Origin of the sequence: Burkholderia sp. COPS, assembly GCF_019425585.1 — a bacterium.
GTDB classification, from domain to species: Bacteria; Pseudomonadota; Gammaproteobacteria; order Burkholderiales; family Burkholderiaceae; genus Burkholderia; species Burkholderia cepacia.
This window is the reverse complement of the sequence record NZ_WIXR01000025.1, coordinates 89,852-101,865: the sequence shown is the minus strand read 5'-3', so window position 1 is coordinate 101,865 and position 12,014 is coordinate 89,852. Positions and strand designations below refer to the sequence as shown.

The window sequence follows — 12,014 nt, the reverse complement described above, 5'->3', positions numbered from 1 at the left end:
CAGGTCGCGCGTCGTTTGCGCCAGCGCGTCGCAGATTTCCTGCTGACGGCCCGCGCTGTGCTCGCCTGCGCGTTGCCATTCGTCGCCCAGCTTCGCGGCCATCGCGACCAGCGATTCGTTCCATGCGGTGAGGCGCTGTTCGTCGCGCGCGGCCAGCTCGGTCTGCAGCCCCGCGTGCGACTCGCGCATCGCGGCAAGCGTCGCGCCCGAATGGCGTTCGAACGTCGCGGCAGCCTCGCCCAGCGCGCGCGCATGCTGGCTGGCCAGCGTCTCGCCGACCTGCTCCTGGCGCGCCAGCGCATCGCGCCAGGCATCCGACAGGCGGCTTTCGGTCGATTCGAGGCGCGTCGCGACGCCGTCGAGCAGGTCCGTCGAACGCTGCGCGAAGGTCTCGGTGAACTGGCCGAGCGTCGTCTGCAACTGCTGCGCGACGGCATCGCCCGCACGGCGCTGTTCGTCGAGCGCGCGGCTCCAGACGGCCGTCACGTTGCCGGTGGTCTTCTCGAAACCGTCCGTCAGCCCGTCGAGCTGACGCTGCACGGCGCCCGTCACGGTGTCACGCAGCGCGGCCATCTCCTGCGCGAGCCCCGTCATCGTCGCGGCGACGACCGGCTGCAGCGCGGCACCGGCCACGCGCGCGCTTTCGGCGGCGCTTTCCTTCAGCGCGTCCCCGACATTCGACGCGAGGCCCGCATACGCGCGCTCGGTCCGATCGAAGAACGCTTGCTGGCTTTCGATCTGGCGATCGTGCAGCGCGACGCTGCGCGCCTCGAGCGACGTCATCATCGTCTGCAGGCGGTCGACCAGCGCCGGCATCACGTCGGCCTGGCGCTGCAGCAGCCGGAACGATTCGTCGCGCTGATGCGCGGACGAGTGCACGCGCAACGTCGTCGCGATCTTCGCGTCGAGCTGCTGGGCCGCGTCGATCCGCTCGCGGCGCACGAGCGCGGACAGCAGGCCGAGCATCGCGGACGTCGCGACACCGGCAATCGACGTGCCGAATGCGAAGCCGAGGCCCTTCACCGGCACGATCAGCGACGCGCGGATCGCGTCGAGATCGGTCGCGCTTTCGAGCGCGGCGCCCGTGCCCTTCAGCGTGACGACCATCCCGAGCAGCGTGCCGAGCATGCCGAGCAGCACGAGCAGGCCGACGAGATAAGGCGTGAGCGACGGGCCCGGCAGCGCGACGCGCGCGCCTTCGACTCGCGCGCGCACTGCACCGCGCAGGCCCGGGTGCAACGTGTCGAGCCACGTGTCGAGCTTCGCGGGCGGCTCGGCCAGGCCGGCGACCGCCTGCGACAGCGTGGCGGTGGCCTGCCGGTAGCGCAGCAGTTCCCATGCGCCGGCGACATAGCACGCGGCGATCAGCAGCGTGACGGCCGACGCCAGCGGGTTCGACGCGACATAGCCGACGCCGATCCAGCCCACAGCGAGCAGACCGGCGACGAAGACAACGAGATCAAGGCGAATTCTGGACATAGCGTGTTGATTAGCAGGTGCGAAGGGCCGCGAGCAGCCCGTCTACCGTTTGAAACCGGACTTCGAGTTCGGCAAGCAGGATGCTTTGCATCTCGTCGCGAAACGTATCGAGCCATGCGCCGGGCACGATCGCCGCGACGGCCGGGCTGTCGACGATCGCCGCGCCGTCATCGGCGGGATCGGCCGCGGCCGCGGATTCCGCTGCGGCTGCCGCCGCGGCTTCGGCATCGGCCAGCGCCTGCCGCTCCGCGTCGCGCAGCCGCCCGAAGCGCGTACCGAGCAGCGCGGGCACGGCCGACAGCAGGCTGCGCTCGCGCGCACCGAGCACGCGCTCCATGATCGCGTCGAGCGTCGCGAGCCGCGCCATCCCGGACGAGCACGCGGCGAGCGCGACCCGCAGGCGGCCGCGCAACTGGCCGATCGCCGTTTCCATGTCCTGCTGCAGGGACAGGTAACGCTGGCGGAAGTCCGCGAAATCGGCCGTGTCGGCGGCCGGCGGCGGCGGATCGCCGGGCCGGCGCCGCGCACGCGGCCGGTTGGTGGCCGTGATCGCCTGCGCGAGCTCGTGGCGCACGCGTGCGCAGTCGCGCTCGGCGTCGTAGCCGCGCACGCCGGCCGCGACGCCGGGCGGGCTCGCATTCAGCGCGGACGACAGCGTGATCGCGTCGGTCCAGCCGAGCCACTGGCTCAGCCGGTCGGACAGCGTCTGCCGGGATTCCGCGACGTCGGCATCGGCCAGGCGCGCGAGCAGCCGGACGAGCGCCGGGCCGCTCAGCGCCGGGCGCGGAGGTGCTTGCACCATGCTGCAAACCGTCAAAAAAGGCAGCAGTTTACACGTCGCCGGGAGGTCGACCGCCAGAATCGGGGAAGCGCCGCCGCCCGGTGGCGCGTGCGGCACTCGCGAACGCCCGCCACACAAGGCTTGGAGGGCGGCCGAGGGCCGCTGCGGCGGCGGTTCTGCCGCCCTTGCGCGCCACTGCGTCGCCCGCCGGTTGCGCATTCGGGCCGCCGAGACCCGCCACGTTGCGCTACCATCTCAGCACCCGTCGGGCCACGCGTGCCGGCCGCGGGCTGCGCCCCCGAGACCGGGTGCCACCGACCCACAACGACAACAAACGGGCCCGGCCCGACCGCACACGATGCTTGCCAACCTCGTCACGCGCCTGCGCGACCGTTTCGGCAAACCGCCGACCCCGCAGGCCTTCGCCGAACGCCTGATCGCCACGCTGCGCGCATCGGGCGACACGCGCACCTGGCGCCACGAGGACGAGAAGGGCTGTCTCGTCCAGTCGGATGCTCCGTCGAACATCATCAACCTGCACAACCTGTTCCGCGACTACGCGGCCGCGAAGCCGTCCGAGCGCGACACCGTGCTGAAACGGCAGGCGAGCGCGATGATGCAGCACGAGATCCCCGAGGATTTCTCCGCCGCACGCGCGAAGCTGCGGCCCGTGATCCGCAGCGCGACGGAGCGCGGCGTGACCGCGCTGCAACTGGCCGGGCAGCCCGGCGTAACGGAACTGGCATTCCGGCCGCTGTGCGAGAACATCGAGATCGGCATCGCGTACGACGGCGAGTTCAACATCGCGCGCCTGCCGACCTCGACGCTCGACAAATGGGGCATCTCGTTCGACGACGCATGCGAGATCGCGATCGACAACCTGCGGGCCGAATCGTCGGCGCCGTGGGCCGCGCTGCCGAACGGCGTGTTCCTGTCGCAATTCAACGATTCCTACGACGCGGCGCGGCTGCTGCTGACCGACCTGCTCCACCGGCAGCCGATCGCCGGCGCGCCGGTCGTGATGGCGCCGAACCGCGCGGTGCTGCTGCTCACCGGCGACCGCAATCCGGCCGGGCTCGCCGCCATGGTCGACCTCGCCGAACAGGCGCAGGCGCAGCCGCGCCCGCTGCCGCCGCTGATGCTGCGCTGGGACGGCACCGCGTGGCGGCGTTTCGTGCCGGAAGGGCTCGAAACGAAGCTGGCCGCGCTGCGCATCGGCGAGCTCGCGGGCGACTACCAGGATCAGCGGATGCTCCTCGACGACGTGCATGAACGCGACGGCACCGACGTTTTCGTGGCGACCTACTCGGTGTACAAGCGCCAGGACGGCAGCCTGTTCAGCGTCGGCGTATGGAGCGACGGCGTGCACACGCTGCTGCCCGAGACGGATATCGTCGCGCTCCATCGCGAGTCGACCGGACAGTCGGCCTACGTGCCGATGGCCGAGCTGCTGAACACGTGCGGCGACCTGATGACGGCCACCGGGCATCGCCCGGTGCGTTATGAAGTGAAGGGGTTTCCCGACGACACGCGGTTCGCGGCGCTGCTGGAGCGGTTCAGCGAAGCCTGATGCCGACGCGCGGTGCGCGCCGGCGGCCGGCCGCTGGAATGGCCGGCCGCCGTGCGATGCGGATCAAGAATGGAAGCGCTCAGATTCCCGCTTTCGGCGCGTTCAGGATCAGCCGCAGCCCGAGCAGCGTGATCGCGCCGGCCGCGACGCGGTCGACCCACTTCTTCGCGCGCAGGTAAAGCTCGCGCGGCCGGCGCGTGGAAAAGCACAGCGCGACGATCGTGTACCAGCCGAACTCGACGCCGAACACGAGCGGCGGCAGCGCCAGATAGCACCACAGCGGCGGATGCTGCGGGAGCAGCGCCGCGAAGATGCTGCCGTACCAGATCGCCGTCTTCGGGTTGCTGAGCTGAGTCGTGAGGCCCGTCCAGAACGACTTGCGCGCGCTGCCGCCGCCCATCGCCCGCGGATCGTCCATCGCGATCGGCCGGTCGGCGCCGCGCCAGATCTTCGACGCCATGTAGATCAGGTACGCGCCGCCCGCCACCTTGAGGCCCACGTACAGCCATTCGACGGCCTGCAGCAGCGTATAGAGCCCGGCCAGCGCGACGCCGCCGAACACGATGCCGCCGATGCCCATGCCGAGCGCGGTGGCCAGCCCGTCGCGGCGCGACAGCCCGATCGCATTGCGGGCAACCAGCACGAAGCTCGGGCCCGGAATCATCGCGCCGAGAAACAGCGCAGCCAGGATGGCGAGTACGGCAGCCGATGCGGTCATCGAAGTCTCCTTGGTAGGCGACGCCGAAGCGCCGGCGCCTGCATGTCGTGTTCGACGGTCGAGCCGTCGATTCTGGCACGCTTTGCACATGGCCGAAAGCCGCGTGGCGCTGCTATGCTGGCCCTCTTTCCCGCCAGTCGCGCCATTCGCGCCGCCCGCCATGATCGAGATCCGCGCCGCCCGTCGCGTTCCATCCGGTGCCGGGCACCGCGTTTCCCGGGCGGGATTGGTCGCCCCGCGCGATCGGCCACCCTTTCTCTTTTCGACCGGACACCCCGTCATGCGCGTTTTCCACCTGCCCATCGTGCTCGCCTCGCTGCTCGCCGCGCTTTCGCTCGACGCCCGCGCGGCCGACCTGCCGAAGTCGATCGCCGCGCAGCTGCCGGCCGGCTACCAGCCGCTGCTCGCGCAAGCCGGGCCGGATCTCGACAACGGACGGCACAGCTTCCTCGTCGTCGTGCACCGGGCGGTCGATACGCGCGAGCAGCCGTCGCCGCGCCCGCTGCTGATCTTCGAGGAGCAGGCCGACCACGCATTCCGGCTCGCCGCGCGCAACGACCAGGTCGTGCTGCGCGCGAACGAAGGCGGCCAGTGCGATCCGTTCGATCCCGACGATGCCGCCGACAACGGCTTCGCGGTGAAAGGCCGCTATTTCACCGTGCAGAACTTCGTCGCGTGCGGACAGCACTGGACCGACTACGTGACGTTCCGCTACGACCCGCACACGCATGGCTGGGTGTTTTCGAACCGGATCGTCACCGAATCGTTTCCGCTCGACGACCAGCCCGATCACGTGACCGTCACGCGCGCCGACGCGCACCGGCCGGTGTCGTTCGGTCAGTGGCAGCGCAAGGACTGACGCGGCCGGCGCAACGCGTCGCGACCGCTTGCATCGCACACCGGCCGGCGCGGGCACGGCCGGGCCCGGGCACGCGTCGCCGCCTCGGCCCCGCCGGCGCTCGCGAGCGCACGCCAACAGGACTACCATAGGCGCTCGCCGTCGCGCGACCGCGCGCCGGCCTCGCACGCGGCTCGCCCGCACGCGTTCCCTCGCTGCACCCGCACAGGAGGACGTCATGACGCAACACTTCGACGCGATCGTCATCGGCACCGGGCAAGCCGGGCCGCCACTCGCCGCGCGGCTGTCCGCCGCCGGAATGAAGGTCGCGATCATCGAGCGCGGCCGCTTCGGCGGCACCTGCGTGAACACCGGCTGCATCCCGACCAAGACGCTGATCGCGAGCGCGTACGCCGCGCACCTCGCGCGGCGGGCCGGCGAATACGGCGTGTCGGTCGGCGGCCCCGTCACCGTTGACATGAAAGCCGTGAAGGCACGCAAGGACCAGATCTCCGGCCGCTCGAACCACGGCGTCGAGCAATGGGTGCGCGGGCTCGCGAACACCAGCGTGTTTCAGGGTCACGCCCGCTTCGAGCGCGCCGATGCGGTGCGCGTGGGCGACGCGCTGCTCGAGGCGGAACGCATCTTCATCAACGTCGGCGGGCGCGCGCAGGTGCCCGCGATGCCCGGCCTCGACACGGTGCCGTACCTGACCAACTCGACGATGATGGACGTCGACTTCCTGCCCGCGCACCTCGTGATCGTCGGCGGCAGCTACGTCGGGCTCGAATTCGGCCAGATGTATCGACGCTTCGGGTCGCAGGTCACGATCGTCGAGAAGGGCCCCCGCCTGATCCGCCGCGAGGACGAGGACGTGTCGCAGGCCGTGCGCGAGATCCTCGAAGGCGAAGGGATCGACGTGCAGCTCGATGCGACCTGCCTGAGTGCACGGCGCGACGGCGACGGCATCGCGGTCGGCCTCGACTGCGCGGGCGGCGGCCGCGAGGTCGCGGGCTCGCACCTGCTGCTCGCGGTCGGACGCGTGCCGAATACCGACGATCTCGGGCTCGACCGTGCGGGTGTCGCGACCGATGCGCGCGGTTATATCGAGGTCGACGAGCAGTTGCGCACGAACGTGCCCGGCATCTGGGCGCTCGGCGACTGCAACGGGCGCGGCGCGTTCACGCATACCGCATACAACGACTACGAGATCGTCGCGGCCAACCTGCTCGATAACGATCCGCGCAAGGTGTCCGACCGCATCACGGCGTACGCGATGTATGTCGATCCGCCACTCGGCCGCGTCGGCATGACGCTCGCGGAAGCGAAGCAGACCGGCCGCCGGCTGCTCGTCGGCACGCGCCCGATGACACGCGTCGGCCGCGCGGTGGAAAAAGGCGAAAGCCTCGGGTTCATGGAGGTGATCGTCGACGCGGACAGCCATGCGATCCTCGGCGCGACGATCCTCGGCGTGACGGGCGATGAAGTCGTGCACGGGATGCTCGACGTGATGGCCGCGGGCGCGCCGTACACGACGATCAGCCGCGCGATGCACATCCATCCGACCGTGTCGGAGCTCGTGCCGACGCTGCTTCAGGATCTGCATCCGGTCGAATGACGCGCGACCCGGCGAGCGGCCGCGCACGCTGAAGCCGCTGATCGATCGCTCGTTCGCGATCGCGTTCGACGCCATCGTGCACGCGCATCGATACGGGGAAGCCGGCGCGCAGGCCGGGAAGATCGTCGTCGCGGCCTGAAGGGTGTCGCGCGGGCGGCGGGTGCGGCCGTCGCAGGCGGCCGCACGACCGCCGCCCGCTCAGCCTTCGAAATACCGCGGCCGGTCGATATCGGCCAGCAGCCCCGGCTGCGTCGGTGCCCAGCCGAGCGATGCGCGCGTGCGCTCGCTCGTTGCCGGCGCATCCATCCCCGCGAACATCGCGAACCAGCCGAAGTGCTCGCCGGCTTCGGCCGCCGTTTTCGCGACAACCGGCACGTCGAGCCGCCGGCCGATCACCTCCGCGATGTCGCGGAACGGCACGCCCGTATCGTCGACCGCGTGATAACGCGCGCCGGCCGCGCCGCGTTCGACCGCGAGCCGGTACACGCGCGCCGCATCGAGCCGGTGCACGGCAGGCCAGCGGTTGCGGCCATCGCCGACGAAGGCCGATACCCCCTTCTCTCTCGCGAACGCGATCAGGCGCGGCACGAAGGCGTGATCGCCGTCGCCGTGCACGGACGGCGGCAGACGCACGACCGATGCGTGCACGCCGCGCGCCTCCAGCGCGACCGCGGCCGCTTCCGACGCACGCGGATAGACCGACGACACCGGCACGTGCGGATCGTCTTCCGTCGCCGCACGTCCGGGCGCGACGAGCGCGAGGCCCGACGTGACGACCAGCGGCCGCGCCGAGCCCGCGAGTGCCGCGCCGATCGTCTCGATCGCGCGACGGTCGAGTTCGCAGTTCTGCGCGAAGCGCGAGAAGTCGTGATTGAATCCCGTGTGGATCACCGCATCGGCGGCGTCGGCGCCGCGCGTGAGGCTGTCGAGGTCCTCCAGCGACCCGCGATGGACGTCGGCACCCGCCGCCGCAACCGACGCGGCGGCCGCGTCGGACCGCGCGAGACCGAGCACCGAGTGCCCAGCGGCCACGAGTTCGGCAACCACGGCCGAGCCGACGAATCCCGACGCTCCAGTAACAAAGACACGCATGTTCAGTACCTCCGGATGGCATGGAGGCTTACTATCTGTCGACGGCCGCTCGCGGTGAAGTCGTGACGGTTTACCGGTAAACGAACTAACAGGATATGGCTGACACCCCCGACAACCTGCTCGGCGCGTACCTGCGGGACCGCCGCGAGAAACTCGACCCGGCCGCGCTCGGGCTGCCGGCCACGCGGCGCCGCACGCCGGGCCTGCGACGCGAGGAAGTCGCGCAGCGCGCGCACGTGAGCGCCGCGTGGTACACGTGGCTCGAACAGGGGCGCGGCGGCGCACCGTCGGCCGACGTGCTCGACCGGCTCGCCCGCGCGCTGCAGCTGAACGACGCCGAACGCGAGCACCTGTTCCTGATCGGTGTCGGCCATCCGCCGGAGGTGCGCTATCACGCGACCGACCACGTGTCGCCGCGCGTGCAGCACGTGCTCGATTCGCTCGACGCGAGCCCCGCGATCGTGCGCTCGGCGACGTGGGACGTCATCGCGTGGAACAACGCGGCGGCCGCGACGCTGACCGACTACGCAACGCTATCGCCGGAACGGCGCAACATCCTGCGGCTCATCTTCGTCGATCCGCACGTGCGCGGCGTGCAGGCGAATTGGGCACGCGTCGCGCAGTTCGCGGTGGGCGCGTTTCGCGCCGACGTCGCGCGCGGCGGCGCGACGCAGGCCGTGCAGGCATTCGTGGACGAGATGCGCGCGACGAGCGCCGAGTTCGACGCGCTGTGGCGCGACCACGATATTCGCTCGCACGAGGAAGGGACCAAGGAGATCCACCATCCCGCCGTCGGGCGAATCGCGCTCGAATACTCGGCGTTCGCCGTGAGCGGCCGGCCCGACCAGACGCTCGTGATCTTTACGCCGGAGACGGCGGACGATCGCGCGCGCATTCGGGCGCTTGTCGCGGCCCGCGAGAAATACGAAATTCAGCGATTCGCGTAACGATCGCCCTCTTCGACAAACGACGAATCTCCTTGATTGTGCGACGCGCCGCCACTATCGGCGCGTCGATTGTCAGCCTCGGGGCAACGATCCCGGGTTCCGACAGGCAACACCTCCAACGCCAAAGCCAAAGCCAATCGAGCCTCGATGGCCGACGGCAAGTTCACTACGCGCGGCCATCGCATTCCGCACTGATCCCCAGTCGAATATTTAATTTTCACCTGGCGTAACGCGCGCTTACCCTTTCGGCATCGCATCACAGGGCCACCGGCCCCTCCCTGGAGCATCCCGATGTCCGACCCCGGCACCGCGCAAGCCGTCCGCCGCCCGCATGCGGCTTCCGTGTCCCATGGCGCGCTCGCGCTGCTGGTGCTGGCCGGCCTCAACCTGCGCCCGTTCCTGACCGCGTTCGGCCCCGTGCTCGACGTCGTGCGCGCCGACACCGGCCTCGGCTTTCGCGCGGCCGCGCTGCTGACCACGCTGCCGTTCGTGCTGATGGGAGTCATCGCCGGGATCGGTGTCGGGCTCGCGCGGCGCGTGGGCGAGCAGCGCGCGCTGAGCGTCGCGCTGGCGCTGATCGCGGCAGGCTGCACGGCGCGCCTGTGGACCGGCGGCAGCGCGGGCCTGATCGGCACCGCCATCGTCGCGGGCGCCGGCGTCGCCGTGGTCCAGGCGCTCGCGCCCGGCCTCGCGAAGCGCTGGTTCGCCGGCCGGCTGCCGCTCGCGATGGGCCTCTATTCGGCCGCGCTGGTCGGCGGCGGCGCCTTCGGCGCGGTCGCGAGCCCGTGGCTCGCCGCGCACGGCGGCTGGCATCTCGCGCTCGCCGTATGGGCCGTGCCCGCGTTCGTCACGCTCGCGCTGTGGCGCGCGAAGGCACCGCGCGACGCCGTGCACGCGACGGCCGCGACAGCGCCGCTCACCGCGTTCGCCCGCATTCCGCGCGCATGGCAGCTCGCGCTGTTCTTCGGGCTCAGCAACAGCGGCTACGCCAGCCTCGTCGCATGGCTGCCTGCGTTCTACCGCAGCATCGGCATGAGCCCGCAAGCGAGCGGCAACCTGCTCGCGTGGATGGCGCTGTTCCAGGCGACCGGCGCGCTCGCGATGCCGCTGCTCGCCAAAGGTTCGCCCGACCGCCGCGCCGTGCTGTGGCTCACGCTCGCGCTGCAGGCGGCCGGCTTCGCCGGGTTCGCGACGCTGCCCGCGTTCGCGCCCTGGTTCTGGGTCGCATGCGTCGGCCTCGGTCTCGGTGGTTTCTTCTCGATGAGCCTGATCGTCACGCTCGACCACCTGCCCGATGCGCGGCTCGCGGGCGCGCTCGCCGCATTCGTGCAGGGCATCGGCTTCCTGACCGTCGCGGCGAGCCCCTGGCTGATCGGCTGGCTGCGCGACGCGGGCGGCGGCTTCGCGACCGCCTGGTGGATGCATCTCGGCGTGATCGCCGCGATGGCCGCGCTGAACGCCGTGTTCTCGCCCGCCGGCTACCGGCACGGCATGGCGCGCATCACCGGCGCCGCCCGCTAACGCCCCCTTTCGAATCCGGACGCTTCGCCGGCCGCTTCCGGCGAAGCGTCCAGCTGCCCGCGCGTGGCCGGGCGCGGGCAGTCACGCCTGTCGGCCGCCAGTTCGCTTCACCACATACAACATCGACCGGTATTGGAGACAACCATGAAAAAGCTCGTTCTCGCCATTGCGCTCGCGCTGACGGCAGGCGCCGCCGCCGCGAAGGACCCGGCAGTCCTGCGCCTCGGCGTCGACCCCAGTTATGCGCCGTTCGAATCACTCGCGCCCGACGGCAAGCTCGTCGGTTTCGACATCGATCTCGGCAATGCGATCTGCGAACGGATGAAGGTGCGCTGCGTGTGGGTCGAGAACGCGTTCGACGGGATGATCCCGGCACTGAAGGCGCGCAAGTTCGACGGCGTGCTGTCGTCGATGAGCGTGACCGAGAAGCGCCTCGCGCAGATCGCATTCACCGACAAGATCAACAACGTTCCGCCCCGGCTCGTCGCGCGGCGCGGCTCGAACCTGCAGCCGACGCCCGAATCGCTGCGGGGCAAGAGCGTCGGCGTCGAGCAGGGTTCGACACAGGAGACTTACGCGCGCACCTACTGGGAGCCGAAGGGCGTGATCGTCCGCACGTACCAGACGCAGGATCTCGTCTACCAGGACCTGCTGTCGGGACGGCTCGATGCATCGCTGCAATCGTCGGTGCAGGCCGACCTCGGTTTCCTGAAAACCGCGAAGGGCGCGAACTTCGAATTCGCGGGGCCGCCGCTGCACGACCCGAAGACGCTCGGCGTGGGTTCGGCGATCGGCGTGCGCAAGGATGACGACGCGCTGCGTACGCAGATCAACCAGGCGCTTGCGAGCCTGATCCAGGACGGGACGTACCAGCGGATCGCGAAGAAGTATTTCTCGTTCGATATCTACAACTGACGGACGCGCAGCGGACAACACGAAGAGGCGTCGCGCATGAATGCGCACACCTCTTCTTCGTTCACCGAACGATATCGGCTACGCCGCTCGCTGCAACAAATCCGTTGCGAAAGACCTCGCATGCTCAACGGCTTCCTGGGCGTCGCCGAACACACCGAGCTGATCCCAGTGTTCCTCGGCCCCATACGTACCCTTCACGGCAAGCGCCCGCTGAACGCTCAGCTGCGCCGCGTACTTGCCATCCTCCAGCGGTCGAGCCGTCGCCACCACCTTGTGCGGAGGACTGGCGCGCTCCGGCTGAATCAGTTCGACCGCACCGCCGGCCGTGTCGGCGTACATCAACTCGTTCCTGGCTTCGCAGTCCGGGCAGTAGAAGCACCACCCCGCGTCCTCCTGATGGGGTCTGACCTGCCCGCGTGCGAGCACGGCGCGGCATTCAACGTTTTCGCAGATGAACGGCATGGCAGTCTCCGAGGTTGTTTGCGGAAAATCCTAGCATGTCCGCCGAAGGACAACCACCGTCTTCGTCATCGAC

Annotated in this window: 11 protein-coding genes; 6 read left to right on the top strand and 5 right to left on the bottom strand. The window is 70.2% G+C overall.

Going from position 1 to position 12,014, the window contains the following annotated elements; genetic code table 11:
* Both FOZ70_RS23190 and FOZ70_RS23185 read right to left on the bottom strand, forming a co-directional pair.
* The coding region (locus FOZ70_RS23190) for a DUF802 domain-containing protein (protein WP_219706848.1) at positions 1 to 1,479 on the bottom strand (1,479 nt) is incomplete at its 3' end.
* Between the two features lie 10 nt (positions 1,480 to 1,489).
* Positions 1,490 to 2,281, bottom strand: a complete 792-nt coding sequence (locus FOZ70_RS23185) for a DUF3348 domain-containing protein (RefSeq protein WP_059624237.1) — start codon at positions 2,279 to 2,281, stop codon at positions 1,490 to 1,492.
* 337 nt (positions 2,282 to 2,618) lie between these two features.
* Here FOZ70_RS23185 and FOZ70_RS23180 point away from each other — a divergent pair, with 337 nt between their 5' ends.
* Positions 2,619 to 3,830: a DUF1444 family protein gene (locus tag FOZ70_RS23180; protein WP_021163580.1), complete on the top strand. Its 1,212-nt coding sequence runs from the start codon at positions 2,619 to 2,621 to the stop codon at positions 3,828 to 3,830.
* Positions 3,831 to 3,909: 79 nt separating this feature from the next.
* Here the strand turns inward: FOZ70_RS23180 and FOZ70_RS23175 are convergent, their stop codons facing one another.
* Positions 3,910 to 4,548, bottom strand: a complete 639-nt coding sequence (locus tag FOZ70_RS23175) for a LysE family translocator (protein WP_021163579.1) — start codon at positions 4,546 to 4,548, stop codon at positions 3,910 to 3,912.
* 280 nt (positions 4,549 to 4,828) lie between these two features.
* Between FOZ70_RS23175 and FOZ70_RS23170 the strand changes: the two genes are divergently transcribed.
* Positions 4,829 to 5,407: a hypothetical protein gene (locus tag FOZ70_RS23170; protein ID WP_219706847.1), complete on the top strand. Its 579-nt coding sequence runs from the start codon at positions 4,829 to 4,831 to the stop codon at positions 5,405 to 5,407.
* 217 nt (positions 5,408 to 5,624) lie between these two features.
* Positions 5,625 to 7,004 carry an FAD-containing oxidoreductase gene (locus FOZ70_RS23165; RefSeq protein WP_219706845.1) on the top strand — a complete coding sequence of 460 codons (1,380 nt, stop codon included), beginning with the start codon at positions 5,625 to 5,627 and terminating at the stop codon, positions 7,002 to 7,004.
* Positions 7,005 to 7,202: 198 nt separating this feature from the next.
* On the opposite strand, the gene FOZ70_RS23160 is transcribed toward FOZ70_RS23165, so the two are convergent.
* Entirely contained in the window at positions 7,203 to 8,096 is an 894-nt protein-coding gene (locus tag FOZ70_RS23160) for an SDR family oxidoreductase (RefSeq protein WP_219706843.1), read from the bottom strand.
* A 95-nt stretch (positions 8,097 to 8,191) separates the two neighbouring features.
* Here FOZ70_RS23160 and FOZ70_RS23155 point away from each other — a divergent pair, with 95 nt between their 5' ends.
* From FOZ70_RS23155 to FOZ70_RS23145, 3 genes are all read left to right on the top strand, one after another.
* Positions 8,192 to 9,043 carry a helix-turn-helix transcriptional regulator gene (locus tag FOZ70_RS23155; protein ID WP_219706840.1) on the top strand — a complete coding sequence of 284 codons (852 nt, stop codon included), beginning with the start codon at positions 8,192 to 8,194 and terminating at the stop codon, positions 9,041 to 9,043.
* Positions 9,044 to 9,334: 291 nt separating this feature from the next.
* The gene (locus tag FOZ70_RS23150) at positions 9,335 to 10,564 is read left to right on the top strand and encodes a cyanate transporter (protein WP_219706839.1); all 1,230 of its coding nucleotides are present in this window, start codon (positions 9,335 to 9,337) and stop codon (positions 10,562 to 10,564) included.
* A 144-nt stretch (positions 10,565 to 10,708) separates the two neighbouring features.
* Complete coding sequence (locus FOZ70_RS23145; protein ID WP_027790860.1) at positions 10,709 to 11,479, top strand: ABC transporter substrate-binding protein; 771 nt, start codon at positions 10,709 to 10,711, stop codon at positions 11,477 to 11,479.
* A gap of 78 nt (positions 11,480 to 11,557) precedes the next feature.
* On the opposite strand, the gene FOZ70_RS23140 is transcribed toward FOZ70_RS23145, so the two are convergent.
* Complete coding sequence (locus FOZ70_RS23140; protein WP_219706836.1) at positions 11,558 to 11,941, bottom strand: hypothetical protein; 384 nt, start codon at positions 11,939 to 11,941, stop codon at positions 11,558 to 11,560.
* Positions 11,942 to 12,014 lie beyond the last annotated feature (73 nt).